The sequence below is a fragment of the Candidatus Photobacterium acropomis genome (assembly GCF_030685555.1).
Taxonomy (GTDB): domain Bacteria; phylum Pseudomonadota; class Gammaproteobacteria; order Enterobacterales; family Vibrionaceae; genus Photobacterium; species Photobacterium lucens.
Genome location: NZ_CP131609.1, coordinates 1,346,177 through 1,372,729 on the forward strand (window position 1 = coordinate 1,346,177; position 26,553 = coordinate 1,372,729).

Genomic DNA, 26,553 nt, shown 5'->3' on the forward strand with positions numbered 1-26,553 from the left:
TCATGGAGAGAAAATATGAACCAAACGAGAGTCTTAGTTGTTGAGGATGACGAAGGATTACGTGAAGCACTTGTCGATACGTTAGCGCTGGCTGGCTATCAATGGATTGAAGCTGAAAGTGCGGAAGATGCGTTAGTGATCATGAAGTCTCAAGCGGTTGATATTGTTGTCTCTGATGTGCAAATGGCAGGAATGGATGGGTTAGGCTTACTGCGTAGTATTAAGCTTAATTGGCCGAAAGTGCCGGTACTCTTAATGACTGCTTATGCCAATATCGAAGATGCTGTTGCGGCTATGCGTGAAGGTGCCATTGATTACATGGCAAAACCGTTTGCACCGGAAGTATTGCTTAATATGGTTGGGCGTTATGCGCCGATCAAAAAGCAAAGCAGCAAAACGGTCGTTGCAGATCCGAAAAGTATTAAATTGTTAGCTTTGGCTGACAAGGTCGCTAAAACCGATGCCAGCGTAATGGTATTAGGGCCAAGTGGTTCAGGCAAAGAAGTGCTATCTCGCCATATTCATGATAACTCTGAACGTCGAGATGGCCCTTTTATTGCTATTAACTGTGCAGCCATTCCTGAAAATATGTTGGAAGCAACCTTATTTGGTTACGAGAAAGGTGCATTTACCGGCGCTGTGCAAGCGTGTCCTGGTAAGTTTGAGCAAGCGCAAGGCGGCACATTACTGTTAGATGAAATCAGTGAAATGGATTTGAATCTACAGGCGAAATTACTGCGTGTATTACAAGAGCGAGAAGTAGAACGTCTAGGTGGTCGCAAAAGCATTAAGTTAGATGTGCGTATTCTTGCAACCAGTAACCGAGATCTTAAGACTTATGTTGCTGAAGGGCATTTTCGTGAAGATTTGTATTACCGCTTGAATGTTTTCCCAATTGCATGGCCAGCATTAGGGGATCGTAAGGGAGATATTTTACCCTTAGCTTCATTATTTGCTGAACGGCACAGTATCCAACAAGGAAATGTGGTACCTACTATAAGCCAATCGGCACAAGATAAATTGCTGCAATATCCGTGGCCTGGCAATGTGCGTGAATTAGATAATGTGATTCAACGAGCATTGATTTTATGTGAAAACAATCAGATCCAGCAGCAAGATATTTTATTAGAACATTTTGATTGGCTGGATACACAAAGCCCTGAAGTCGTCACAACATCAGAGCCAAGCGTGATTGCTGTACGTCCTAAAGTGCCGACAACAGGAGAAGGGCTAGGCAGTGAGTTACGTGAACAAGAATTTAGCATTATTTTAGAAACGCTGGTGGCCTGTGATGGTAGCCGTAAAGATGTGGCAGAGCAGCTTGGGATAAGCCCACGAACCTTACGTTATAAACTCGCAAAAATGCGTGATGCTGGCATTGAAATCCCTGCATAGTGTGCAGGAAGCAGAACGATAAAAAATAAACGAATAGAGAGAATCACGGAATGAAAGTAAACGGACTACAAGCAGAAATGCAAGCAATGAGGCTGGATGCCCAAAACACCTCATCCCCAGCCACAGCACAACAAGTGAGTGCTGATTTTGGCAACCTTCTTAGTGATGCGCTGAAAACAGTGAATCATCTTCAAGGACAATCTAGCGAATTAGCCACACGTTTCGATCAAGGTGACCGCAGTGTGTCTTTATCCGATGTGATGATCGCGAGAAACAAGTCCAGCGTTGCGTTTGAAGCAACGGTTCAAGTTCGCAATAAAATGGTACAAGCGTACAAAGAATTAATGAATATGCCGGTATAAACCTGACTTTTTAAAGTATGGATAGTAAAGCCGTTATTCTTGCAGTTTATGGGTAAAAAGTCGTGGCAGAAGAAAACATTAATCAACCATTAGCCGTATCAGGGAATGGGTCAGCACCTGCTTTGCATGATGATGCAGGTCTTGATCAAGGGGCTGATATTTCAGAGAAGAAAGCTTCTTCGACAGATAGCATTTTGGGCAATTTAGATCTCTTACGCCAAGTGATCTTAGTGTTGTCTGTGGCTATCTGTGTAGCGCTAATTGTGTTGGTCACAATGTGGATCAAAGAGCCTGAAATGCGCCCATTAGGCACTTATGAAACAGAAGAGCTTATTCCGATCCTTGATCACTTCGATCAAAAGAAAATCGAATACCAATTAGATGGGAATACCATTCGTGTTCCTGCTGAAGAATATAGCGCAATTAAGCTCGACCTTACCCGTTCAGGGTTAAATACACGTACGGTTGAAGGTGACGATATTCTGTTACAAGACATGGGCTTTGGTGTTTCTCAGCGTCTTGAAAGTGAACGTTTAAAGCTAAGCCGTGAACGTCAGCTTGCTCGTGCTATTGAGCAAATCAGCCAAGTGCGTAAAGCTCAAGTGTTATTAGCAACACCAAAGCAAAGTGTATTTGTTCGTCATAATCAAGAAGCGACAGCCACGGTATTTTTAACCCTTTCTTCTGGTGGTTCGCTGGGTCAACAAGAAGTGGATTCCATTGTTGATATGGTGGCAACTGCAGTACCTGGCTTACGCCCGACTCGTGTGACGGTGACCGATCAACATGGTCGCTTATTGAGCTCTGGTACCGAAGATCCAAGTGCGACCGCAAAGCGAAAAGAGTACGAATTAGAACGTAAGCAAGAGCAATCACTACGTGAGAAAATTGATGCGATTTTAATGCCTGTTTTAGGGCTTGGTAATTACACCTCTCAAGTTGATGTTGCGATGGATTTCTCGGCTTTAGAGGAAACTCGTAAGCGTTATGATCCTGCAACCGCAGCGACACGCAGCGAATTTACGTTAGAAGATATCAATGGTGGTAATACGGTTTCAGGCATTCCGGGCGCATTAAGCAATCAACCGCCAGTCGATTCTGCAATCCCACAGAATGTTAAAGATATGCAATCGGGCAGTGGTGGTGCTGATGGCTCGGTGCATCGAGAATCAACCCGCAACTATGAATTAGATACCACCATCAGTCATAAACGAGCGCAGACAGGCATCATTGCACGTCAAACCGTGTCTGTGGCCGTGGATTATAAAACTATCACCGATCCTGCAACGGGTGATGTGACACGAGTGCCTGTCTCTGAAGCTGAAATTGCTAAAATTCGTCGCCTATTAATGGGGGGGATTGGCTTTTCTGAAGCCCGTGGTGATTTGCTTGAAGTGTTATCAGTGCCATTTGCATTACCTGAATCACAAATAGCTGCTGATCTGCCGATTTGGGAAAACCCGAACTTTAATAATTGGGTTCGTTGGATAGCCGCAGCATTAGTGATCATTGTGGTGATCATGGTGCTCGTACGTCCTGCCATGCGCAAATTGCTGTATCCAAATCAAGCACCAGATGGTACGCCATTGGATGAAAATGGTATGCCGATATTATCAAGTACAGCAGATGGTGTCGGTTTAATTGGTGCTGAATTAGATGGTGGTGAAGGATTTGAATTAAGCTCAAGTAGCTTAGATTTACCAAATTTACATAGAGATGAAGACTTACTGAAAGCCGTCCGAGCCTTGGTGGATAATGAGCCAGATCTCGCAGCGCAAGTGGTTAAAAGTTGGGTGAATGAAGATGGCTAATGAAGTTGCAGTAAGTGAAAACAAATTCGATATCAACACGCTAAGTGGCACCGAAAAAGCAGCCATTCTTTTGCTTAGCCTCAGTGAGCAAGATGCTGCGAGTATTATTCGTCATTTAGAGCCGAAACAAGTCCAGCGTGTCGGTGGTGCGATGGCGAGTATGACGGATTTGAATCAAGAGAAAGTGTCCGGTGTTCATCGCCAATTTCTAGAAGACATTCAGAAATACACCAGCATTGGTATGGGCAGTGAAGACTTTGTCCGTAATACATTAGTGGCGGCATTGGGTGAAGACAAAGCTAATAACTTGGTCGATCAAATCCTGATGGGCAGTGGCTCGCGTGGTCTGGATTCTTTGAAGTGGATGGATCCTCGTCAGGTGGCAAGTATTATATTGAACGAACACCCACAGATCCAAACCATTGTTTTATCGTACTTAGAACCAGAGCAATCGGCAGAAATTTTATCGCAGTTTCCTGAGCGAGTACGTTTAGATTTGATGATGCGTATTGCGAACTTGGAAGAAGTACAGCCTGCAGCACTACATGAATTGAACGATATCATGGAGAAACAGTTTGCTGGTCAAGCAGGTGCACAAGCAGCGAAAATTGGTGGTCTGAAAGCTGCGGCTGAAATCATGAACTATCTCGACAATAACGTTGAAGGTTTGTTGATGGATCAGATCCGTGAAACTGATGAAGACACAGCAACGCAAATTCAAGACTTGATGTTCGTGTTTGATAACTTAACCGAAGTTGATGATCGTGGTATTCAGACTTTACTTCGTGATGTGCCACAAGATCTACTGCAGAAAGCCTTGAAAGGGGCTGACGATATGCTGCGTGATAAGTTCTTCATGAACATGTCGAAGCGTGCCTCAGAAATGCTACGTGAAGAGCTAGAAGCAATGGGACCTATTCGTGTTGCAGATGTAGAAGCTGCACAAAAAGAAATTCTTACTATTGCTCGTCGCTTATCTGATGCTGGTGAAATCATGCTCGGTGGTAGCGGTGGTGCTGATGAGTACCTTTAATCAACAATCACTGATGTTAGGAGGCTTTGATGAATGATGAACGTCGTCGTGGTTTCTTTCGTGCATCGGATCACCAAGCACAAGAGTTAGAACGCTGGGCGTACCCTGATTATTCAGAAGAGCGCCCAGAGTACGCTGAAAACGCATTCAATTATCAACCTCAGCCGATCATTGAAGAGTTTGAGCCAGAAGAAGAGCCGGGACCGCCGCCGTTAACTGCTGCTGATTTAGAAGCAATGCAACAGTCAGCCTATGAAGAAGGCTTAGAGCAAGGTAAGCAAGCTGGTCACGCTGATGGTTTTAAAGCCGGGCATGCTGAAGGACTTGCGGCTGGTAACGCAGAAGGCTTAGAGCAGGGCTTACAGCAAGGTTTGGTACAAGCTCAACAACAGATCACTGAACAAGTGAATCACTTAGCAACAGTTGCAGAAAAGCTGCTGACTCCTATCAACCAAGTAGATCGAGAAGTTGAAGATCAAGTCATGCAATTAGCACTGGGGTTAGCGAAAGAGTTGATCCGAGTCGAAGTGAAAACCAATCCACAAGTGATTTTAAATACCATTCGTGAAGTGGTGGCAACGTTACCGGTTGCAAATCGTGAAATTAGTATGCATCTGCATCCTGAAGATATTGCTTTGGTTAAACAAAATTTCACCGATGAAAATTTACATGAGCGTAAATGGAAGCTGATTTCAGAGCCGGGATTAAACCGTGGTGACTTACAAGTAAATAGCCAAGATACCTCGGTTGATTATTTTATTGATGAGCGTATTCGCCATTCACTGACCACTTTTGAAGCGATGAATAGCAGCGTGCGAGAGCAAAACGAATGACCGCAACTTTAGCTGAACGTTTAAGCCGTTTTAAAACCGAAGGGACGGGTTGTAAGCCTGTGGCATCGGGTCGGCTAGTACGTGTGGTTGGACTGACATTAGAAGCGGTTGGCTGTCGAGCTCCTGTTGGGAGTTTATGTAAAGTTGAAACCCTAAATGGTGACTTAGAAGCAGAAGTCGTCGGCTTTTCTGGCGAAACGCTGTTCTTGATGCCTAGTGAACAGCTGCAAGGGGTGATGCCTGGGGCGAAAGTCACACCTATTCTTCATAACAGTGGTCTGCCTGTGGGACCTGAGTTATTAGGGCGTGTTATTGATGGTGTGGGTAATCCGCTTGATGGTTTAGGGCCAATTTTCACCGAGCAGCGTGCTTCATTTAATGCGACTCCCATTAATCCGTTATCTCGAAAGCCCATTAAAGAGCCGCTTGATGTTGGGATTAAAGCGATCAACGGCTGTTTAACCGTTGGTAAAGGTCAGCGTATTGGTTTGTTTGCTGGCTCTGGTGTGGGTAAGTCGGTAACTCTTGGCATGATGACCCGAGGGACTAGTGCACAAATTGTGGTCGTGGGTTTGATTGGTGAGCGTGGTCGAGAAGTAAAAGAGTTTATTGATGAGATCTTAGGCCCTGAAGGACGAGCTCGTTCGGTTGTAGTGGCTGCACCTGCTGATGCGTCACCTTTAATGCGTTTAAAAGGCTGTCAGACTTCGTTAACCATTGCGGAATACTTTCGTGATCAAGGTTTTGATGTACTGCTGTTAATGGATTCATTGACTCGTTTTGCGCAAGCGCAACGTGAAATTGCCCTGTCTGTGGGTGAGCCGCCAGCAACTAAAGGTTATCCGCCATCAGTGTTTGCCAAGCTGCCAGCCTTGGTGGAACGTGCGGGGAACGGTAATGAAAACCAAGGTTCAATTACCGCCTTTTTCACCGTATTAAGTGAAGGTGATGATTTGCAAGATCCTATTGCCGATGCATCTCGTGCAATCTTGGATGGTCACATCGTGTTATCTCGTGAAATGGCGGATGCCGGACATTACCCTGCTATTGATGTTGAACGCTCTGTGAGCCGTGTCATGCCTGCGATTGTCAGTGAAGAGCACATGTTAATGTCAAAAGCGGTGCGTCAGATCTTATCGATTTGCCGTAAAAATCAGGATTTGGTTTCCATTGGCGCTTATAAGCCGGGAACAGATAACACCATTGATCAGGCTTTTAGTTTTAAACCTAAATTGGACGCTTACCTGCAACAAACAATGAAAGAATCGGTGCCGTATGAAATGTGCATCAATATGTTGCGTTCAACCCTTGGCGGCTAAGGCTGAGTATCAAAAGGATGTGGAGCATAGAGTATGTCTAATGCATTAGCATTGATCATTGAACAAGCGAAAGAGCAAGAGCATCAAGCCAGTCTTGCTTTAAATCAAGCACGTATTGATCAAGAAAATTATCGTCAGCAGTTAGCGCAGATTGAGCAATACCGTTTGGATTACCTCAATCAACTTTCTACGCGTGGTCAGCAAGGGCTAACAGCGAGTCAATATAGCCATTTACAGAAGTTCTTAACGCAGCTGGATAATACCTTAGAGAAACAAAAGCAAGCGGGTGGTTACTTTGAAGAGCAGATCCAGAGATGCTCTCAGCATTGGCAAGAGATGCAACAGAAGCGTCGCTCAGTGGAATGGTTAGTTGAAAAGCGTAAACGTGAGCATCAACAGTGGCTGGACAAGCAAGAGCAAAAGATGATGGATGAGTTTGTCACCCTGCAATTTGCAAGACGATTACAACAGTAATTTTATTGATAGATTTATTGGTTTGTTTTTTGCATTAATACTGGTTATCTCTTTATTGCCAGTTGAAAATAAAATCGTGATGTTGTTGTTTTCGCAAGGCTCAGTATTAGGTTTGGATCGGTTATGAATCTATTAAATCCATTATCAACCCAGCATTCAAAAGTAGCTTCTGCTGGTGCAGCTAACGCCAAGTCTGTTGATCAAACAGAAGGTGAGCAAGAAGGCTTATTTGGACAGCAATTACAACAAGCCTCTTCCGAGCAAGCGTCTGTAACCGATTTAAAAGCAAAAGAAAAAAGTGTTGATGCTGGTGATAGTGAAGCGGTTGATGACATTGTAAAGACGGATGTTGAACCGCTACTTGAAACTGAAAATGCTGAGTTATCAGAAAATAAAACCGATGAAAGTGTTGTTATTGATGAGGTCGAAGCTGTAGGTGCTATAGCAGCTGAAAAAACAACCCAAGCTGATGAAGTAAAAGATGAAGGCGTTGACAAAGCCATGCTTGAAGGTGCGGATTTTCTTCAGCGATTAAATCAATCTAATCAGCAGCTTAGCAATCAATTAGTTGAAGGTGGCAAAGCTTTGCCGCTAAACGATGATGGTGCTAAGGATATTGAGTTGAGCGAAGAAGGTGAGGACGCAGAGCTAAAGCAAGCAGGATTACTTGATAGCTTGAAATCTTTTGCTGCTAAACAGCCAACCGAGCTGACTGATAAAGAAAAAGCATTACTGACTGATGCTAAAAGTAATGAGCAAAAATTTGTAACCAATACTGCTGGTGGCAATAACATTACAGCTGAAACCGATGAAGCGGCAGCTCAACAAGTTATCGATCCTGAGCTCAAGAAAACCTTATTAGGCATGAGTGCGGATCAAAGTCTTAATAAAACGGTTTTATCGAGCGGTAAGACCGCAGAAGTTCTTGCAGCTGCTGGGGCAATGGAAACCATCAAACGTAGTTTGGGTGAGGGATCAGAAAAAGACAGTATCTTAGCGCAGCCATTATCTGCTCAGATGGGCTCCCAGCAAGCAACTGCCATGAAGATGGAGCCTCAGATAGCGGCAGCACAAGTACAAACGCCTTTGCTACTGACTAAAGAACAAGCTGGAGAGCAAATCTCTGAGCGCATCAATATGATGATGGCGAAGAATTTAAAACAGGTAGATATCCGTTTAGATCCGCCAGAGCTGGGTAAAATTCAGATCAAATTAACCTTGAACCAAGATCAAGCATCGGTGCAATTTACCGTTAATAACAGCCAAACAAGAGATATGGTTGAACATGCAATGCCAAGATTGCGAGAAATGATGCACCAACAGGGATTACAGTTAGCACAAGGTTCAGTAAGCCAAGATAATTCGAGCCAGTTTGCACAGCAGCAGTTCACGCAACAACAGCAATCTGAGCAGCAAACCGGTTCCTCTAGCGAAGGTGTGTTAACCCGTTCGCAAGAGCCAGAATCAGATAAACATCTTGATGCAATTGAGATGTTCGTTACAAATAACAAAGATCGGGTTGATTACTATGCGTAATTAACAATTGCTAATACTTTAGATAATGAAAATAAAGATAAAAAGGAATAAAAATGGCGATGGGCAAGAAAAAGCTGATGATAATAAGCGCAGCAGTAGTGGTTTTATTGTTGGCTGGTGGCATTAGTTTTTGGTTGCTCAGTGGTGATGATGCCGCAGAGCCTCAACAAGCAGCGGAAGTTGCTCAGCAGGATGCGGTTAAAGCGCCCGTTATGTCTGCGTACTATGTCGTATTACCTCAGCCATTTACCTTTAATGTCACCGGGGATTCCCGCGATCGCGTAGTTCAAATTAAAGTGCAATTAATGGTGCGAGGGGACAAGAATGAAGCCCTTGCTAAGCAACATACACCTTTAATTGAAAGTACGTTGCTTCAAGCATTTGGCGTAGCAACGGTTGAACAATTACGTAGTCCTAATGGTCGTGATCAATTACGTCAGCAAGCGTTAGAAGCAGTGAAAGCGACAATGGTAAAAGTGGCAGGAACACCAGCGGTTGAGCGGGTTCTTTTTACCGGTTTTGTAATGCAGTAGGTTTATAGTGAGTGATTTATTAACCCAAGATGAAATTGATGCGCTACTTCATGGTGTCGATGAGCCAGAAGATGACCTTCATGAAGATGAAGGGAGTAGTGATGTTGCGACGTTTGATTTCTCCTCCCAAGACCGCATTGTTCGCGGTCGCATGCCAACGCTTGAGTTGATCAACGAGCGTTTTGCTCGCCATATGCGGATCAGCTTATTTAACATGCTGCGCAAAACGGCTGAAGTCTCTATTAACGGCGTGCAGATGATTAAATTTGGTGAATATCAAAATACACTGTATGTCCCAACCAGTTTGAACATGGTGCGTTTCCGTCCGCTAAAAGGGACAGCTTTGATCACCATGGAAGCCCGTTTGGTATTCATCTTGGTAGAAAACTTCTTTGGTGGTGATGGACGTTTCCACGCCAAAATTGAAGGCCGTGAATTTACCCCAACTGAGCGTCGTATCGTGCAAATGCTATTGAAATTGGTATTTGAAGATTATCGTGAGGCTTGGTCGCCTGTGATGGGGGTTGAATTTGAATACTTAGACTCAGAAGTTAACCCGACGATGGCAAACATTGTCAGCCCAACGGAAGTGATCGTAGTGAGTTCATTTCATATTGAAGTGGATGGTGGTGGCGGTGATTTTCACGTTGTGATGCCGTATTCCATGGTTGAGCCTATCCGTGAATTGCTCGATGCCGGTGTGCAAAGTGACAAAATGGATACTGATGTTCGTTGGAGTAAGGCGCTGCGTGATGAAATCATGGATGTGCCCGTTAATCTTCGAGCCAAACTGCTTGATGTCGATTTATCGCTTCGTGATTTGATGGAATTACAAGTCGGAGACGTGATCCCGATTGATATGCCTGAGCAGGCAACGATTTTCATTGAAGACTTGCCAACCTACCACGCCAAAATGGGACGTTCAGGTGACAATGTTGCACTGAAAATCAGTGAGAAATTGAAACGTCCAGATATGGTGAAAACTGATTTGGCTTTTTTAGATCGTGATGAGCTAGGCACGGCATTACTTAATATCAATAGCGATAGTAACGAATAATATAAAGGACGGAACAATGTCAGATAATAATGATCAACAAATGGCAGATGATTGGGCAGCGGCATTAGCTGAGCAAGCTAACGATGTGCAGCCTGCACCTTTAGAAGAGCTAACCGACGACAGTACACCGATCACTGATGATGAGCGTCGTAAACTTGATACCATCATGGATATTCCTGTCACTATCTCTATGGAAGTTGGGCGTACTCAGATCAGTATTCGTAACTTGTTGCAATTAAACCAAGGTTCAGTGGTTGAGCTTGATCGTATTGCTGGTGAATCATTGGATGTGATGGTTAATGGAACCTTGATTGCGCATGGTGAAGTGGTAGTAGTCAACGATAAGTTTGGTATCCGTTTGACTGATGTGATCAGCCAAACTGAGCGTATTAAAAAGCTGCGTTAAGGCGAGTTATGAAAGGGAAAATAGCGCAGGCATTACTGGCGTTGTCCTTGTTATTTGTGGGGGGGAGCTAGTTGGGCGCAAACGGAAGTTGCAGAAAAAACAGCGTCTCAGTTAGGTCGTGCGCCTGAGCTAAATATAGCCACTACGCTTGCTTCGTTACTGCTGGTACTCGTGATAATTGTATTTCTTGCTTGGCTATTAAAACGTATGCGAGTAGCTGGAATTAGCGGTAATGACTCAGGGCTAAAAGTGGTAAAGCAGTTAGCCGTCGGTCAACGAGAAAGAGTGGTTTTGCTACAAGTGGGTGAAGAGCAAATGTTAGTGGGGATCACCCAACATAACATTTCTTTACTGAGTAAATTGGATAAGCCTTTAACCATGGACGAATCGCCAAGTGGGGATTTTGCATCTCAGCTTAGCAAGTTAATGAAAAATAATGTTAAAAAATAGAACACTAGCCGTCACTTGGACCGCTTTTATTGCTGTAGTGCTGTTTTTCTGTCTGTCGCTTAATATAGCGCATGCGGTTGAGGCCAGTGCTGCTAATAGCACAACGGCTGCAGCAATGAGTGCTGAAACAACCGCAGGGCATCTACAAGCAAATCGTGGTGGCGGTGGTATTCCTGCTTTGTCTGTCACGGTTAACCCTGATGGTAGTGAAGACTATTCGGTAACACTGCAAATCTTAGCCTTGATGACTGCGCTAGGCTTTTTGCCTGCGATGGTGATCTTGATGACCTCATTTACCCGCATTGTGGTCGTGATGTCGATTCTGCGTCAGGCGATGGGTTTACAGCAAACGCCATCTAATCAAGTGATCATCGGTATTGCCTTGTTCCTTACCTTTTTTGTGATGTCTCCTGTCATTGATAAGATCAATACAGAAGCTGTCCAGCCCTATATCAATGAACAAATAACGGCAAAACAAGCATTGGAAAAAGCCGAAGATCCGATGCGTCAATTTATGTTGAAACAAACTCGAGTCAAAGACTTAGAAACTTTTGTTAATATGTCAGGTTCAACCGCTGACGATCCGCAAAATGTCCCATTAACCGTTTTGATCCCCGCTTTTATTACCTCTGAGTTAAAAACCGCATTCCAAATTGGTTTTATGCTGTTTTTACCTTTTTTGATCATTGACTTAGTGGTGGCTTCCATCTTAATGGCGATGGGTATGATGATGCTATCACCTATGATTGTATCGTTACCTTTTAAACTGATGCTGTTTGTTTTGGTTGATGGTTGGAATTTGATCTTATCAACACTGGCAGGAAGCTTTGGTACCTAAGGTATCAGACGCCGAATTAAGAGGATGTTTTTATGACGCCAGAAGCTTTTGTTGAGATATTTCAAGAAGCCCTGTACATGGTGCTGATTATGGTTTGTGCCATTGTTATTCCAGGCTTGTTAATTGGTCTAGTGGTGGCAGTGTTTCAGGCGGCAACATCGATAAATGAACAAACCCTAAGTTTCTTGCCTCGTTTAGTGGTGACGCTGTTAGCATTAATGCTGTTTGGTCACATGATGACGCAAATGCTGATGGATTATTTCTATCGCATCATAGATCAGATCCCACAACTGCTTTACTAGCAAGGGATACGGCAGTCGATTATGCATTACACTTCCGCCATTTTACTTGATTGGTTAGCAAATTATTTTTGGCCCTTTACTCGCATATCATCAATGATGATGGCGATGACTTTTTTTGGGGCACGTTTTGTGTCACCTAAAATTCGTCTGTATTTAGCTTTAGCCATTACTTTTGCGGTCATGCCGTTTTTACCCAAGGTTCCACAAGATATTGAGTTGTTGTCGCTGGCAGGTTTTATTATCACAGGGCAACAAATCATTATTGGTGTAGCGATGGGGCTAGTGACCCAATTTGTCACCCAAACCTTTGTATTACTAGGTCAAATATTGGGTATGCAATCGAGCTTGGGCTTTGCTTCTATGGTCGATCCTGCTAACGGACAAAACACCCCAGTATTGGGTCAGTTCTACATGTTTCTTGCCATCTTGCTGTTTCTAGCAACCGATGGACATTTAGAAATGTTAAATGCAGTGGTGCTGAGCTTTAAAACCTTACCTGTTGGAACTGCGATGTTAGGCCAACAAGATTATTATGAGTTGGCAGGCTGGTTTGGTCACATGTTTAAAGCTGGGCTCAACATGGCATTAGCAGGGATCATTGCGCTGCTAACGGTCAATTTATCTTTTGGTGTCATGACCCGTGCAGCACCCCAGCTAAACATTTTCTCGCTAGGTTTCTCTTTTGCTTTGCTATTAGGTTTAGCCATTAGCTGGTTTATTGTATTGGGTATCGTGCCGCAGTATGAAGCGTTGTGGCAGGTTGGGTTCGGTCAGGTATGTAGCTTGATCCGCATTGATTGTTAACGACTGGGAGTAGATCAGAATGTCTGATTCAGATGGTCAAGAACGTACCGAAGACGCCACGCCCAGACGGCTTGAGCAGGCAAGAGAAAAAGGCCAAGTTCCACGCTCAAGAGAATTAGCTTCCGTTGCGGTATTGGTATCAGGCGCTGTAGGTTTAATGTGGTTTGGTGAGGGGCTAAGTAAAGCACTCGGTCAGATCATGACAGCTATGTTTAGCTTAACTCGTGAAGATATTTTCGATCTTGATCGGTTATTCGTCATTATTTTTGATGCGATTGTTCACATTTTATTGCCGTTAGCGTTAGTGCTCATTTTCTTATTTTTTGCCGCTTTTATTGGTGCTGCGGGCGTTGGTGGCGTTCGGTTTTCTACACAAGCGGCAATGCCGAAGTTTTCCAAGATGAATCCTATTAGCGGCATAAAACGTATGTTTGGCATGCAAAGCTGGGTTGAACTGATTAAGTCAATATTAAAAGTCGGCTTAGTAGGTAGTGTTGCTTGTTATTTGATCTATTCAAGCTTGGAAGACTTTTTCCAATTAAGCATTGAGGTATTTCCTGCTAATTATTTTCATGCGCTCGATATCTTATTAAATTTCGTATTGCTTATTTGTTGTTCATTATTGATCGTGGTCGCGATTGATGTGCCATTTCAAATATGGAACTTCAACCAGCAATTAAAAATGACCAAGCAAGAAATTAAAGATGAATATAAAGATTCGGAAGGTAAGCCTGAAGTAAAAGGACGTATTCGAATGTTGCAGCGTGAAATGGCACAGCGTCGAATGATGGCTGACGTTCCACAAGCTGACGTAGTTATTACTAACCCCGAACACTTTTCAGTCGCGCTACGTTATGATCCTAAATTAGATTCAGCGCCAGTAGTTATTGCCAAAGGGGGCGATCATCTTGCACTTAAAATACGAGAGGTGGCGAATAAACATAATATTGATATTGTGCCAGCCGCACCGCTTGCTCGTGCTATTTACTATACAACTGAATTAGAACAACAAATTCCTGATGGACTCTTTGTCGCGGTAGCACAAGTGTTGGCGTATGTCTTTCAATTAAAAGAGTACCGTAAGGGTAAAGGTAAGAAACCAACCTTATCTAAAGCTGCAACCGATATTCCAGAAGAACTTCGTCATTAATATTTATATCAATAGTATGATGGCTATTAATTACTGAATGATTGTCTATATTAAAGATTTTTGTATTCCATGATGGAATAATTTCATTTAGTAAAGTTGATAATGATTTTAATTTAGAGATTAGACACACGCTCACAAATTAAAATCATATTTAGAGAACGCCAGAAAATATTTGATAGACTTTTTCCGTGTCAAAAAAATGACGAATCTGTAAGGCATGATTATTGCTTTACCTTATATTATGCATTCATGGTTCTTCGTCTTTATTAAATAATGGATTATTTAATGATCTTCTCTGTTAATAAAACGAACTCGAATACCAATAATAGAAGAATAGATCACTAGACAGAATGAAGCTCTCAATTCCTTTTGCAGACAAGCTGCCATTAGCCAACTTAAAGTCGATGCCATCTATTGGCGCACCCGTCATGGTATTGGCAACCTTGGCAATGGTGGTATTGCCAATGCCACCATTGTTATTGGATATGACGTTTACCTTTAATATCGCCCTTTCTCTGGTGGTGCTGCTGGTAACGGTTTATACCCGTCGTCCGTTGGACTTTGCTGCATTCCCAACAGTTTTGCTTATCGCTACATTGTTACGTTTAGCACTTAACGTGGCCTCAACACGTGTGGTTTTACTTCATGGCCATGAAGGGCCAGATGCTGCTGGACAGGTAATTGATGCATTTGGCTCGGTGGTGATTGGTGGTAACTATGCGGTTGGTTTAGTGGTCTTCCTGATTTTGATGATCATTAACTTTATGGTTGTTACCAAAGGTGCAGGGCGTATTTCAGAAGTTAGTGCTCGCTTTACTCTTGATGCCTTACCGGGTAAGCAAATGGCAATTGATGCTGATTTAAATGCAGGTTTAATCGATCAAGAGCAAGCACGTACTCGTCGATTTGAAGTGACTAAAGAAGCGGACTTCTACGGCTCAATGGACGGTGCTTCTAAGTTCGTTAAAGGTGATGCCATTGCAGGTATTTTGATCCTATTTATCAACATCATTGGTGGTTTGATCATTGGTATGAGCCAACATGGTTTAACCTTTGGCTCTGCGATTGAAATCTATAGCCTGTTAACCATTGGTGATGGCTTGGTCGCACAGATCCCATCGCTATTACTTTCTATCGCTGCTGCGATGATGGTGACTCGTCAAAATACTGACGAGGACATGGGCCAGCAGATGTATTTCCAAATGTTTAATAACCCGCAAGCACTTATTATTACTGGGGTTATTTTATTTGTAATGGGTATCGTCCCAGGCATGCCTCATATTCCATTTCTTTTATTGGCAGCCATGATTGGTGCTGCTGCGTATTGGCGAGTGAAGAAAGATAAAGAAGCAGCATTGGTGGAGAAAGAGCCTGCTCCTACTGAGTTAGCGCCTACTCAGCCGTTAAAAGAGTTGTCATGGGACGATGTTCAGCCTGTCGATACAATTGGTTTAGAAGTGGGCTATCGTCTTATTTCTATGGTCGATAAAGATCAAGGTGGTGAGCTGCTTGAGCGTGTGAAAGGGGTACGTAAGAAACTATCGCAAGATTTTGGTTTCCTGATCCCTCCCGTACATATTCGAGATAACTTGGAGCTACCACCTAATAGTTACCGTATTAGCTTAATGGGGGTTGCCTGTGGTGAAGCCAATATTCACCCTAAGATGGATTTAGCCATTAACCCGGGACAAGTGTTTGGCTCCATTGATGGTGAGATGACCACCGATCCAGCCTTTGGACTAGAAGCGGTTTGGGTACAAGACTCACAGCGTGAACATGCACAGGCCTTAGGCTATACCGTTGTTGATTCTGCCACTGTACTAGCGACTCACTTAAGCCAGTTATTAACCAATAACGCATCACAACTATTAGGCCATGAAGAAGTACAAAACCTATTAGAAATGTTAGGTCAAAGTGCGCCAAAACTGGTCGATGGTTTTGTACCCGAACAACTCCCATTGGGTGTGGTCGTGAAAGTGATGCAGAATTTGTTAAATGAAGCGATCCCACTGCGTGATATTCGAACTATCGTCCAAACCTTGTCGGAGTATTCAAGCAAGAGTCAAGATCCTGACATTCTAACAGCAGCAGTACGTATCGGTTTGAAACGATTAATTTGCCAAGAAATCAATGGCATAGAAGTTGAGTTGCCAGTGATAACGTTAGTTCCTGAGTTGGAACAAATATTGCATCAAACCATGCAATCTGCTGGTGGCGAATCTTCAGGTATTGAACCTGGTCTCGCTGAGCGTTTGCAGCGTTCATTAACGGAAGCCACACAGCAACAAGAATTGAAAGGTGAGCCTGCCGTATTACTTACTTCAGGTGTATTGCGTTCGACATTAGCTAAATTTGTTAAAAATACAATTCCAAGCCTACGGGTGTTGTCGTATCAGGAAGTTCCTGATGAAAAACAAATTCGCATTGTGAATGCAGTGGGTAATTGATGTTAGTGGTTGTTGATGCGGCCTAAGCACTTTCTGACATAGGACGATATTTTGAAGATTAAACGATTTTTTGCCAAGGACATGAGGACGGCACTTAGCGAAGTCAAAGAAGAGCTTGGGCCTGATGCTGTCATTATGTCGAATAAGAAAGTCTCAGGTGGTGTTGAGATTGTTGCTGCTGTTGATGTAGATACAACCCCACAACCATCGAGTACTCATCACCGCTCTCGTGAAGAAGCGTCACAAGGTTTAAGTCAAGCAAGACGAAAACTGGCAGATGATAAGGTGCAGTTGAATCAGTCCACAGCGCAGAAGTTTGCTAGCGTGCTGCAAAACTATGCCTCATCACAAGAGCAAAAAGACCAACCAAGTGAAGTTGATTCATTAAGTGCATTGCTTGATCGCCAGTCTAAACTGCGTGAGCAAGGTGATAGCCATAGTTTGTATGGTGAACCTCACGGCTATCGTGAAGAAGAGGAAAATATGTCGCGTCATTACCAACGCGATATGCAGCAGCCCCAAAAAGCAGGTGGCTATTCACGTTACGCTGATGCCTTTTATCCAGAAAATCAACCGCGTGATAACCGCTCATCAATGAATGGTAATGGCTCTTCATTTAAGCGTTATCAGCCAGAAACGAATAAACACAGCTTAGATATCGGTGATTACCGTCGCCCATCATCAAAGCAATATGAACGAGATTTATCGGTTGGTCGTGGTTTATTTGATAACCATGACAATGGGGTTAATGGACGCGATAAAGCATCACATAAGCCTCGCTTAGATCCAACTCGTTACGAATCGAAAGCTCAGCCAAGTCAAGATGAGCTAGATCAAGTGCGATCTGAAATGATCTCGATACGTCGTTTACTTGAACATCAACTATCAGGCTTGATGTGGCAAGAAGTCGAACGTCGTGAGCCAATGCGCGCCATGATGATCAAGCGCCTTGAGAAAATGGGCTTATCAGAACAATTAGCCGATCAATTGGCTTGCTACATCCCTGAAGATATTCAGCCTAACGAAGCTTGGCCTGCATTACTCGATTTATTATCAGATCAAATCATCACAACCGATGATTGTATTTTAGAAAGTGGCGGTGTTGTTGCCCTATTAGGCCCAACAGGGGTTGGTAAAACCACCACCATTGCAAAATTAGCCGCACGTGCCGCAATGGAGTATGGCCCAGAGCAAATCGCCTTGGTAACGACAGATACTTATCGTATCGGTGCTCATGAGCAATTAGCAACTTATGGTCGAATTATGGGCTGTCCGGTAAGAGTTGCTAAAGATGCTGAAGAGCTTGCCGATATACTTCATCAGTTGCGCCATCGTCGCCTTGTATTGCTTGATACAGCAGGGATGGGACAACGTGATATCCGGCTATCTGAACAGCTAGATACTTTAATGAAAAACAGCGGAGCACATATTCGGAGCTACCTAGTGATGCCTGCAACATCACAGCGTCGAGTATTACAGGAAACCATTGAGCATTTCCGTCGTATTCCGTTATCTGGTTGTGTACTGACCAAGCTAGATGAATCACTTAGTTTAGGTGAAATCATTTGTGTCGCAGTGCAAAACGCATTACCGATCGCTTATTTAGCTGATGGTCAGCGTGTCCCAGAAGATATAAAGATTGCGTCGGGGAATTACTTAGTTTCACGAGCAAACGAATTATTGGAGTTAGAGATAAGCCAGCAATCACATTTCTGGTCTAGCGATAGTTCAGATAATAAGGCGGCAGATTATTATGATTGAGAGCAGAATGTACGATCAAGCAAGCGGTTTACGTCGAATGACTCAGCTAACGTCAACAAAAGTGATCACGGTTACTGGCGGTAAAGGCGGAGTAGGTAAAACCAATGTGACACTGAATATGGCAATGTCGATGGCGCGTCAAGGTAAACGTGTCATGGTGCTCGATGCCGATTTAGGTCTTGCGAATGTTGATGTGATGCTAGGTTTACGTGCTGGACGTAACTTATCTCATGTTCTTGCTGGTATCTGTGAACTGGAAGATATCATTATCGAAGGTCCATACGGTTTAAAAATTATTCCTGCCGCATCGGGTACCCAAAACATGGCTGAGTTAACGCCTGCACAACACGCAGGGTTAATTCGTGCTTTTGGTAACTTGCAAGATGATCTGGACTTCTTATTGGTTGATACCGCCGCTGGTATTTCAGATATGGTGCTGAGCTTTGCTCGCGCAGCGCAAGATGTATTAGTGGTTGTTTGTGATGAACCTACCTCGATCACTGACGCCTACGCACTGATCAAAATTTTAAGCCGTGAATACGATGTTCAGCGTTTTAAAATTGTGGCAAACATGGTGCGCAGTTACCGTGAGGGGCGTGAACTGTTTACCAAGCTGACGCGAGTTACTGAACGTTTCTTAGATGCAAATCTTGAATTAGTCGCTTGTATCCCTCTTGATGACAGCGTGCGCCAAGCGGTGAAACGTCAGAAAATTGTGGTTGAAGCTTTCCCACGAAGCCCTGCGGCATTGGCGTTAAATTCACTATCAACTAAAGCTATGACATGGCCAATTCCACACAACCCTGGTGGACATTTGGAGTTCTTTGTTGAGCGTTTACTGGTAAAACGTCCACAAGCCATGGAGGTGCCATATAGTGAATAAAGCGATGGCCTATGGCCAATATCAGCAAAGTCCACAAGCATTTATCGAACGTTACTCATCATTAGTTAAACGTATTGCGCATCATTTAATGGTGCGCTTACCACCTAGTGTGTTGGTAGAAGATTTAATTCAAGCAGGCATGATTGGCTTGCTTGAAGCCCAGCAAAATTATGATCCAACCAAAGGCGCAAGTTTTGAAACTTTCGCTGGTATTCGTATTCGTGGTGCGATGTTGGATGATATTCGTCGTGGTGACTGGGTTCCTCGCTCGGTATACAAAAATAGCCGAAAGATAAGTGAAGCTATTTCTCACCTTGAAAATGAATTAGGACGAGATCCAAACGACCAAGAAATTGCGCAATATCTCGATATGCCGTTAGAACAGTATCATCAAGCATTAAATGATGTTAATTGTGGACGATTAGTGGGTATTAGCGATCTTGGTGTGGCTGAAGATTCAGTAGCGAATGAAGAAAGCATTGAAGAAAATGCACCTTTTCAAGATGTTGCTGATGATAGCTTTCGAGCATCATTAGCAGAAGCTATCAAAACGCTACCTGAGCGTGAAGCCTTGGTGCTCTCACTTTATTACGACGAAGAGCTGAATTTAAAAGAAATTGGCGCAGTAATTGGTGTCAGTGAATCACGAATTTGTCAGATACACAGCCAAGCCATGCAACGATTACGTGCCAAATTAACAGCATGGACTGCTTAAGATTAATTATTTATAGAACTAGAAGAACGCTGGCTCTCAGTGGAGGCAAACTTGAATAAAAATATGAAAATCCTCATTGTTGATGACTTCTCAACAATGCGACGTATTGTTAAAAATCTGCTTCGTGATTTAGGTTTTAACAACACGTTAGAAGCGGATGATGGATTAACGGCATTGCCAATGCTTAAGAAAGGCGATTTTGATTTTGTTGTTACAGATTGGAATATGCCGGGTATGCAAGGTATCGATCTTCTTCGTCACATTCGTTCTGATGATCAACTAAAACACCTTCCTGTACTTATGATCACAGCAGAAGCTAAGCGTGAGCAGATCATTGAAGCTGCACAAGCAGGTGTGAATGGTTACATTGTTAAGCCATTTACTGCTGCAACGTTAAAAGAAAAATTGGATAAAATTTTCGAGCGCTTACAGTAACCATCAGCTGCAAATAAGGATTATAACGAAGCATGATTTCACTGGAACAGGCAAAAGAGCTTGTCAGCTTGCTAGAAAATGGACAACAAGCTGAAGCAAATTCGCTTGTACAAACATTAGTTGCAGAAAGCCACGAACCAATGTTTGCTGAGGTGGGGAAAATCACTCGTCAGTTACATGATTCTTTGATTAATTTTCGTCTTGATCCTAGGATCAATGACTTAGCACGAAATGATATTCCTGATGCTCGTGATCGATTGCTTTATGTGATTGATAAAACGGAAGAAGCAGCCAATAAAACCATGGATGCAGTTGAAAGTACTTTACCCATTGCTGATCAATTGCATAACACCTTATTGCAAGTGCATCCGCAGTGGCAACGCTTAATGGCTGGCAAGATCGGCTTAAGTGAGTTTAAAGCGTTATGCCACGATATTGATTTACTGCTTGTTCAAGTGGAAGGTGACAGTAGCACTTTGCGCAATCACCTTACTGATATTCTGATGGCTCAGGACTATCAAGATCTTACCGGACAAATTATTCGACGCGTGATTGAATTAGTACACGAAGTTGAAGATCGGTTAGTTGAAATTCTTAAAGCGTTTGGCATGGAACAAGACTCGAAAACTGTGGTTGATGATAAAGCAGCAGCCTTAAAGCCTGAGGGGCCAATTATCAATCCAGAGCAGCGTAATGATGTGGTTGAATCACAAGATGACGTTGATGATTTACTTTCGAGTCTTGGATTTTAGGGGAAATTTATGAGCTTTGATTTAGACGAAGATATCCTGCAGGACTTTTTGATTGAAGCAGGTGAAATTCTTGAGTTGCTTTCAGAACAATTAGTAGAACTTGAACGAAGCCCTGACGATTCCGAGTTACTTAATGCAATTTTCCGTGGTTTCCACACGGTAAAAGGCGGTGCTGGTTTTCTTTCACTCACTGAGTTAGTGGATGCCTGTCATGGTGCGGAGAACGTGTTTGACCTGCTTCGTACTGGTAAACGTAGCGTTACTTCCGACTTGATGGACGTTATTTTAGAAGCGTTAGACTGTATTAACGTGATGTTCGAACAAGTGAAAGCCCATGAACCACTTGATCGTGCCGAGCAACGCTTACTTGATGCACTTCATTTTTATAGTCAGCCACCGACATCTGGCGAATCTGCTGCGCCTATAGCCAGCAAGCCGACGCCCCCTGAAGAAGTCCAAGAGCAGCCTGTTATCGTCAATGTTGAGCCTGAATCTGTTGTATCAGCGGCTGAAGACAGTGTAACCGCTGGTGATAGCGTTGATGATATGACGCAAGATGAATTCGATCGACTACTGGATGAGTTACATGGTTCAGGTCAAGGTCCATCATCCAGTGCTTCTTCTGAATCAACGGCACAAGCCAATGTAACTGCACAAATTGAATTTGATAGCGGTGACATTACCGATGATGAATTTGAACGTTTATTAGATGAATTACACGGTTCAGGTAAAGGACCGGGCAATAGTCAGTATGCGTCAGCAACATCTACATCAGCGACACCTAGTGCTTCTGATAACACATCAACATCCACTGTACCTGATGATACTGGTGCAGGGGATAGTGATGATCTCATGACCGATGATGAATTTGAACGTTTGTTAGATGAGCTTCATGGAGTGGGTAAAGGTCCATCGCCTGAAGAGCAAGCGTTAGCAGCACAATCTGCAGCAAATAGTTTAACTGAGGTTGAAGCGCCAAAACCTGAGCCGGTTGTGAGAGCTGAGCCTACTCATCAGCAGATCACTACACCAACCTCAGCACCGGCTGCACATCAACCGCCAGCAGAAAGAGCAGCTAAACCGGTTGCGGTAAAAGAAAAAGCCAAGCCGCAAGCCGAAGCGACAGTGCGTGTCGATACTTCTACTTTAGATACCATCATGAACATGGTGGGAGAATTAGTATTAGTACGTAACCGTTTAGTGAGCCTTGGTTTAAATACCAACGATGAAGAAATGTCGAAGGCCGTTTCTAACCTTGATGTTGTCACGGCTGATCTGCAAGGTGCGGTAATGAAAACCCGCATGCAGCCAATTAAGAAAGTCTTTGGTCGTTTCCCTCGCGTTGTACGTGATTTAGCACGTAGCTTAAATAAAGACATCGTCCTTGAAATGCGTGGTGAAGAGACTGACTTAGATAAGAACTTAGTGGAAGCGTTAGCCGATCCATTGGTTCACTTAGTGCGTAACTCGGTTGATCATGGTATTGAAATGCCAGATGTACGTGAACAGATCGGTAAACCTCGTACCGGTACGGTTTTACTTTCTGCTTCTCAAGAAGGTGATCACATCTTGCTGACCATTGAAGATGATGGTGGCGGTATGGATGCGGAAAAACTACGTAATATCGCTGTAGAGCGTGGTGTAATGGATGCTGATTCTGCATCTCGTTTAACGGATAGTGAGGCATACAATCTCATTTTTGCACCAGGTTTCTCGACCAAAAAAGAAATCTCTGATATTTCTGGTCGTGGTGTTGGTATGGACGTCGTAAAAACCGGTATTAACCAGTTAAATGGTTCAATTCATATTGATTCTGTGCTCGGTAAAGGCACACGAATTGATATTAAAGTACCACTGACGTTGGCAATATTACCGACCCTAATGGTGGGCGTGGGTGAGCAACCATTTGCTCTTCCATTGGCTAGTGTGAATGAGATTTTCCACCTTGATTTAAATAAAACCAACACCGTTGATGGTCAGCTTACGATCATTGTACGTGAGAAAGCGATCCCGTTATTCTATCTACAGGATTGGTTATCTGGCGTAACGGCTGGTGCGAAGAAAGATCGTGGTCATGGTCATGTAGTGATTGTTCAAATAGGGCATCAGCGTATCGGTTTTGTAGTTGATACTCTAATTGGTCAAGAAGAAGTGGTGATCAAGCCGCTAGACAGCTTATTACAAGGTACGCCGGGCATGGCAGGGGCAACCATTACCAGTGATGGTCATATCGCCTTGATCCTTGATGTACCAAGCCTGTTAAAACATTACGCAGGTCATTAATTTAAATAATAAAAAGGGGGCAATGACCCCCTTTAAGAGTTTCAACGGGATGAAGTGACATGGCAGTTAAAGTATTAGTAGTTGATGACTCAAGTTTTTTTCGTCGACGTGTGAGTGAAATCATTAATGCTGACAGTCGATTAGAAGTCGTTGGTAATGCAGTAAATGGCAAAGAAGCGGTTGAATTCGCTCAAAAGCTACAACCTGACGTGATCACCATGGACATTGAAATGCCAGTGATGGATGGTATTACAGCTGTTCGTGAAATCATGAAAGTTTCGCCAACCCCGATTTTAATGTTTTCATCATTGACACATGATGGTGCAAAAGCAACGTTAGATGCGCTTGATGCGGGCGCACTTGATTTCTTACCGAAGAAATTTGAAGACATTGCTCGCAATCGTGATGAAGCGGTAGAGCTATTACAAAAACGCGTAGCAGAATTAGCACGTAAGCGTATTTTTATGCGAAGAAGTGCGGTTACTCGAGCTTCAACGCCAGCGAGTTCGTCATTAACAAGTAGTGTCTCTAAACCTTCTTCTTTGACTTCTCGTTTAAATACAGAGCCAACGTCGTCGCTTGCTGCGAACAGAACAGCACCAACAGCTCGTTCATCTGCAATAAAACCGGCATTACGCTTTAAAGCATCAGGGAAGAAATATCAGATAGTTGCGATTGGTACTTCAACGGGAGGACCAGTTGCGCTGCAGAAAATATTAACTAAATTACCAGCAAACTTCCCATATCCCATTGTACTAATTCAACATATGCCGGCGACTTTTACCGCAGCGTTTGCGGCACGCTTAGATCACCTTTGTAAGATCAGTGTGAAAGAAGCAGAAAATGGCGATGTGTTAAAACCGGGTACGGCTTATTTAGCCCCTGGCGGTAAGCAAATGATGCTCGATGGTCGTCCAGGTGCTGCACGCTTACGCATCATCGATAGCGGGGAGCGCATGAACTATAAGCCTTGTGTCGATGTAACGTTTGGCTCAGCAGCCAAGGTATATCAAGATAAAGTATTATCTATGGTGTTAACCGGTATGGGTGCAGACGGGCGTGATGGTGCAAGAATGTTAAAAAATAGCGGCTCAACAATTTGGGCACAAGATGAAGAAAGTTGTGTTGTGTATGGAATGCCGCAAGCCGTTGCAAAAGCGGGGATTTCAAGTCATGACTTACCTTTAGATCGTATCGCTGAATGTATTTTGATTGAGCTAGGTTTACAGTGAGGATTCAAGGTTGATCGTTTGGAGTATTGCTAATCAAAAAGGTGGTGTTGGAAAAACAACAACAACCATCACATTAGCAGGCTTGCTGAGTGAGCAGAATAAGCGTGTCTTATTAGTTGATACTGACCCACACGCTTCTTTAACGACGTATTTAAATTTCGACTCAGAGCAAGTACCCGCTAGCTTATTTGATTTATTCCAACTGACCGAAGTCAATAGAGCGAGCGTTAGACCTCTGATCTTAAATACGGCATTTAACAATATTGATATTATTCCTGCTCATATGTCGCTTGCGACCCTTGATCGCGTGATGGGTAATCGAAGTGGCATGGGGTTAGTATTAAAAAAAGCATTACGTAGTCTTGCTGATGATTATGACTATGTGTTGATTGACTGTCCGCCGATTCTTGGGGTGATGATGGTGAACGCCTTGGCTGCAAGTAACCGTATTTTAATACCAGTACAAACGGAATTTCTGGCGATGAAAGGCTTAGAGCGAATGATGCGAACTTTGCAGATCATGCAGCGTTCAAAACCGTCAGGCTTTAACGTTACTATAGTGCCAACGATGTACGATAAACGTACACGGGCATCATTACAGACATTGCAAGAGCTAAAACATCGCTTTCCAGAGCAAGTGTGGGCATCAGCCATTCCGATCGATACTAAGTTTCGTGATGCCAGTATTAAGCATATGCCGCCATCATTGTACGCGCGCAGTTGTCGTGGTGTTTTTGCATATAAAACTTTATTGAAGTATGTGGAACGGTTAGAAAATCATGCATAGTAAGCCACTGTCTAGTGATCAGGCATTAGATGATTATTTCTTTGATTTGTTAGAAGAATCAAATGACGCTGCTGTGTCCACAGAAGTACAAGACGCTGCTTTACATATTGAGAAGCCCGATATTGAACAGATTGAAATAGCGGCTCCTGTTATTCAGCCTAAAATGCAGTCAGTAGAGCCAAGCAAGCAAGTTGAAACTGACTATGTTGAACCATCAAAGCTGCAAGATATTGAACGCTTACTGAGTAGAGTCAATGAAATTGATATTGATGATATTCAACAAAATGTCGAATTAACTGCAAATCAGCCACAAATAGAGCAAGAACAGCCTCGGATTGTCGTTGAAGAGCTAACTTCTATTGAAGTACTTAATGAGCCTGAGATTACCCAAGTCGAAGTGGTTGTTGAGATACCAACTGAAGTGCCGACAGTGGAGACTGAGTTAGCACCTGCTGCTAGTTTAATTCCGCCAGAGCAATGGACACATCATGGTACAGAGCAAGCCTTTCAAGCCTTGTTCTTTGAAGTTAACGGTGTGATGTTTGCGGTCGCATTAACAGAGTTAGGTGGTATACATCAATTAGCTGAGCTAAACCGTTTGTTAGGGCGTCCTAGTTGGTATCTTGGTTTGCAATCAAGCAGAGAGCAAAAATTAGATGTTGTTGATACGGCGCGCTGGGTTATGCCTGAGAAGTTGATTGATGACGAGCATCGTGGGAATTATCGCTATATCGTCATGCTAGGTGAAAGCCAGTGGGGGCTTGCAAGCGATAAGCTACATGGTACCAAAATATTAGATGTTGATGATATTCGCTGGCGTGAAAAGGCAGGTAAACGTCCTTGGCTTGCGGGTATGGTAAAAGATAAAATGTGTGCGCTAATTCATGTTAATGCATTGATTGCAATGCTAAATAATGGGTTTGACGTAAATAGTATTGAGTAATTCAGGACCTTA

Annotated in this window: 26 protein-coding genes; all 26 read left to right on the plus strand. The window is 43.3% G+C overall.

Going from position 1 to position 26,553, the window contains the following annotated elements:
* The first annotated feature begins 15 nt into the window (after positions 1-15).
* The 26 genes from Q7657_RS13290 to Q7657_RS13415 all read left to right on the plus strand — a co-directional run bounded on the left by Q7657_RS13290 (position 16) and on the right by Q7657_RS13415 (position 26,541).
* Positions 16-1,395: a sigma-54-dependent transcriptional regulator gene (locus tag Q7657_RS13290; RefSeq protein ID WP_107164889.1), complete on the plus strand. Its 1,380-nt coding sequence runs from the start codon at positions 16-18 to the stop codon at positions 1,393-1,395.
* 50 nt (positions 1,396-1,445) lie between these two features.
* On the plus strand, positions 1,446-1,757 hold the full coding sequence (gene fliE / locus Q7657_RS13295; RefSeq protein ID WP_023933140.1) for a flagellar hook-basal body complex protein FliE: 312 nt from the start codon (positions 1,446-1,448) through the stop codon (positions 1,755-1,757).
* Positions 1,758-1,819: 62 nt separating this feature from the next.
* Positions 1,820-3,568, plus strand: coding sequence for a flagellar basal-body MS-ring/collar protein FliF (gene fliF, locus Q7657_RS13300; protein WP_107164890.1), 1,749 nt, complete (start codon positions 1,820-1,822; stop codon positions 3,566-3,568).
* Positions 3,561-4,601: a flagellar motor switch protein FliG gene (fliG, locus tag Q7657_RS13305; RefSeq protein ID WP_107164891.1), complete on the plus strand. Its 1,041-nt coding sequence runs from the start codon at positions 3,561-3,563 to the stop codon at positions 4,599-4,601. Before fliF ends, fliG begins: the two co-directional genes overlap by 8 nt.
* A 29-nt stretch (positions 4,602-4,630) precedes the next feature.
* Entirely contained in the window at positions 4,631-5,434 is an 804-nt protein-coding gene (gene fliH / locus Q7657_RS13310) for a flagellar assembly protein FliH (RefSeq protein WP_107164892.1), read from the plus strand.
* The gene (fliI, locus tag Q7657_RS13315; RefSeq protein ID WP_107164893.1) at positions 5,431-6,753 is read left to right on the plus strand and encodes a flagellar protein export ATPase FliI; all 1,323 of its coding nucleotides are present in this window, start codon (positions 5,431-5,433) and stop codon (positions 6,751-6,753) included. Before fliH ends, fliI begins: the two co-directional genes overlap by 4 nt.
* A 33-nt stretch (positions 6,754-6,786) precedes the next feature.
* Positions 6,787-7,227 (plus strand): flagellar export protein FliJ, encoded by a 441-nt coding sequence (gene fliJ / locus Q7657_RS13320; RefSeq protein WP_107164894.1) that lies wholly within the window; start codon positions 6,787-6,789, stop codon positions 7,225-7,227.
* Between the two features lie 123 nt (positions 7,228-7,350).
* Complete coding sequence (locus Q7657_RS13325) at positions 7,351-8,763, plus strand: flagellar hook-length control protein FliK (RefSeq protein ID WP_107164895.1); 1,413 nt, start codon at positions 7,351-7,353, stop codon at positions 8,761-8,763.
* Positions 8,764-8,816: 53 nt separating this feature from the next.
* A complete protein-coding gene (gene fliL, locus Q7657_RS13330) occupies positions 8,817-9,296 on the plus strand; it encodes a flagellar basal body-associated protein FliL (protein ID WP_107164896.1) in 480 nt (159 codons plus the stop codon).
* Between the two features lie 7 nt (positions 9,297-9,303).
* On the plus strand, positions 9,304-10,353 hold the full coding sequence (gene fliM, locus Q7657_RS13335; protein WP_053988527.1) for a flagellar motor switch protein FliM: 1,050 nt from the start codon (positions 9,304-9,306) through the stop codon (positions 10,351-10,353).
* Between the two features lie 16 nt (positions 10,354-10,369).
* Positions 10,370-10,759, plus strand: a complete 390-nt coding sequence (gene fliN, locus Q7657_RS13340; RefSeq protein ID WP_045063851.1) for a flagellar motor switch protein FliN — start codon at positions 10,370-10,372, stop codon at positions 10,757-10,759.
* A gap of 54 nt (positions 10,760-10,813) precedes the next feature.
* Positions 10,814-11,209, plus strand: coding sequence for a flagellar biosynthetic protein FliO (gene fliO / locus Q7657_RS13345; protein WP_498827394.1), 396 nt, complete (start codon positions 10,814-10,816; stop codon positions 11,207-11,209).
* Positions 11,196-12,047: a flagellar type III secretion system pore protein FliP gene (fliP, locus tag Q7657_RS13350; protein WP_107164898.1), complete on the plus strand. Its 852-nt coding sequence runs from the start codon at positions 11,196-11,198 to the stop codon at positions 12,045-12,047. Before fliO ends, fliP begins: the two co-directional genes overlap by 14 nt.
* A 32-nt stretch (positions 12,048-12,079) precedes the next feature.
* Positions 12,080-12,349 (plus strand): flagellar biosynthesis protein FliQ, encoded by a 270-nt coding sequence (gene fliQ / locus Q7657_RS13355; protein WP_023933127.1) that lies wholly within the window; start codon positions 12,080-12,082, stop codon positions 12,347-12,349.
* Positions 12,350-12,370: 21 nt separating this feature from the next.
* A complete protein-coding gene (gene fliR / locus Q7657_RS13360; RefSeq protein WP_008986458.1) occupies positions 12,371-13,153 on the plus strand; it encodes a flagellar biosynthetic protein FliR in 783 nt (260 codons plus the stop codon).
* A gap of 19 nt (positions 13,154-13,172) precedes the next feature.
* The gene (gene flhB / locus Q7657_RS13365; protein ID WP_023933125.1) at positions 13,173-14,303 is read left to right on the plus strand and encodes a flagellar biosynthesis protein FlhB; all 1,131 of its coding nucleotides are present in this window, start codon (positions 13,173-13,175) and stop codon (positions 14,301-14,303) included.
* A gap of 350 nt (positions 14,304-14,653) precedes the next feature.
* A complete protein-coding gene (gene flhA, locus Q7657_RS13370; protein WP_107164899.1) occupies positions 14,654-16,750 on the plus strand; it encodes a flagellar biosynthesis protein FlhA in 2,097 nt (698 codons plus the stop codon).
* Between the two features lie 51 nt (positions 16,751-16,801).
* Entirely contained in the window at positions 16,802-18,511 is a 1,710-nt protein-coding gene (gene flhF / locus Q7657_RS13375; protein WP_107164900.1) for a flagellar biosynthesis GTPase FlhF, read from the plus strand.
* The gene (locus Q7657_RS13380; RefSeq protein WP_008986462.1) at positions 18,504-19,394 is read left to right on the plus strand and encodes a MinD/ParA family protein; all 891 of its coding nucleotides are present in this window, start codon (positions 18,504-18,506) and stop codon (positions 19,392-19,394) included. The genes flhF and Q7657_RS13380 overlap by 8 nt, the downstream gene beginning before the upstream one ends.
* On the plus strand, positions 19,387-20,109 hold the full coding sequence (locus Q7657_RS13385) for an RNA polymerase sigma factor FliA (protein ID WP_043128981.1): 723 nt from the start codon (positions 19,387-19,389) through the stop codon (positions 20,107-20,109). Before Q7657_RS13380 ends, Q7657_RS13385 begins: the two co-directional genes overlap by 8 nt.
* 63 nt (positions 20,110-20,172) lie before the next feature.
* Positions 20,173-20,544 carry a chemotaxis response regulator CheY gene (cheY, locus tag Q7657_RS13390; protein ID WP_005370326.1) on the plus strand — a complete coding sequence of 124 codons (372 nt, stop codon included), beginning with the start codon at positions 20,173-20,175 and terminating at the stop codon, positions 20,542-20,544.
* A gap of 32 nt (positions 20,545-20,576) precedes the next feature.
* On the plus strand, positions 20,577-21,296 hold the full coding sequence (locus Q7657_RS13395; RefSeq protein ID WP_008986464.1) for a protein phosphatase CheZ: 720 nt from the start codon (positions 20,577-20,579) through the stop codon (positions 21,294-21,296).
* 9 nt (positions 21,297-21,305) lie between these two features.
* The gene (locus Q7657_RS13400; protein ID WP_107164901.1) at positions 21,306-23,579 is read left to right on the plus strand and encodes a chemotaxis protein CheA; all 2,274 of its coding nucleotides are present in this window, start codon (positions 21,306-21,308) and stop codon (positions 23,577-23,579) included.
* A gap of 59 nt (positions 23,580-23,638) precedes the next feature.
* The gene (locus Q7657_RS13405) at positions 23,639-24,811 is read left to right on the plus strand and encodes a protein-glutamate methylesterase/protein-glutamine glutaminase (RefSeq protein WP_107164902.1); all 1,173 of its coding nucleotides are present in this window, start codon (positions 23,639-23,641) and stop codon (positions 24,809-24,811) included.
* Between the two features lie 10 nt (positions 24,812-24,821).
* Entirely contained in the window at positions 24,822-25,598 is a 777-nt protein-coding gene (locus tag Q7657_RS13410; RefSeq protein ID WP_107164903.1) for a ParA family protein, read from the plus strand.
* Positions 25,591-26,541, plus strand: coding sequence for a chemotaxis protein CheW (locus Q7657_RS13415; protein ID WP_107164904.1), 951 nt, complete (start codon positions 25,591-25,593; stop codon positions 26,539-26,541). Before Q7657_RS13410 ends, Q7657_RS13415 begins: the two co-directional genes overlap by 8 nt.
* Positions 26,542-26,553 lie beyond the last annotated feature (12 nt).

Coding starts and splice junctions, on each gene's coding strand:
- Q7657_RS13290 (WP_107164889.1), top strand. CDS start 16: ATGAACCAAACGAGAGTCTTAGTTGTTGAGGATGACGAAGGATTACGT.
- fliE (WP_023933140.1), top strand. CDS start 1,446: ATGAAAGTAAACGGACTACAAGCAGAAATGCAAGCAATGAGGCTGGAT.
- fliG (WP_107164891.1), top strand. CDS start 3,561: ATGGCTAATGAAGTTGCAGTAAGTGAAAACAAATTCGATATCAACACG.
- fliH (WP_107164892.1), top strand. CDS start 4,631: ATGAATGATGAACGTCGTCGTGGTTTCTTTCGTGCATCGGATCACCAA.
- fliI (WP_107164893.1), top strand. CDS start 5,431: ATGACCGCAACTTTAGCTGAACGTTTAAGCCGTTTTAAAACCGAAGGG.
- fliJ (WP_107164894.1), top strand. CDS start 6,787: ATGTCTAATGCATTAGCATTGATCATTGAACAAGCGAAAGAGCAAGAG.
- Q7657_RS13325 (WP_107164895.1), top strand. CDS start 7,351: ATGAATCTATTAAATCCATTATCAACCCAGCATTCAAAAGTAGCTTCT.
- fliL (WP_107164896.1), top strand. CDS start 8,817: ATGGCGATGGGCAAGAAAAAGCTGATGATAATAAGCGCAGCAGTAGTG.
- fliN (WP_045063851.1), top strand. CDS start 10,370: ATGTCAGATAATAATGATCAACAAATGGCAGATGATTGGGCAGCGGCA.
- fliP (WP_107164898.1), top strand. CDS start 11,196: ATGTTAAAAAATAGAACACTAGCCGTCACTTGGACCGCTTTTATTGCT.
- fliQ (WP_023933127.1), top strand. CDS start 12,080: ATGACGCCAGAAGCTTTTGTTGAGATATTTCAAGAAGCCCTGTACATG.
- fliR (WP_008986458.1), top strand. CDS start 12,371: ATGCATTACACTTCCGCCATTTTACTTGATTGGTTAGCAAATTATTTT.
- flhB (WP_023933125.1), top strand. CDS start 13,173: ATGTCTGATTCAGATGGTCAAGAACGTACCGAAGACGCCACGCCCAGA.
- flhA (WP_107164899.1), top strand. CDS start 14,654: ATGAAGCTCTCAATTCCTTTTGCAGACAAGCTGCCATTAGCCAACTTA.
- Q7657_RS13380 (WP_008986462.1), top strand. CDS start 18,504: ATGATTGAGAGCAGAATGTACGATCAAGCAAGCGGTTTACGTCGAATG.
- cheY (WP_005370326.1), top strand. CDS start 20,173: ATGAAAATCCTCATTGTTGATGACTTCTCAACAATGCGACGTATTGTT.
- Q7657_RS13395 (WP_008986464.1), top strand. CDS start 20,577: ATGATTTCACTGGAACAGGCAAAAGAGCTTGTCAGCTTGCTAGAAAAT.
- Q7657_RS13400 (WP_107164901.1), top strand. CDS start 21,306: ATGAGCTTTGATTTAGACGAAGATATCCTGCAGGACTTTTTGATTGAA.
- Q7657_RS13405 (WP_107164902.1), top strand. CDS start 23,639: ATGGCAGTTAAAGTATTAGTAGTTGATGACTCAAGTTTTTTTCGTCGA.
- Q7657_RS13415 (WP_107164904.1), top strand. CDS start 25,591: ATGCATAGTAAGCCACTGTCTAGTGATCAGGCATTAGATGATTATTTC.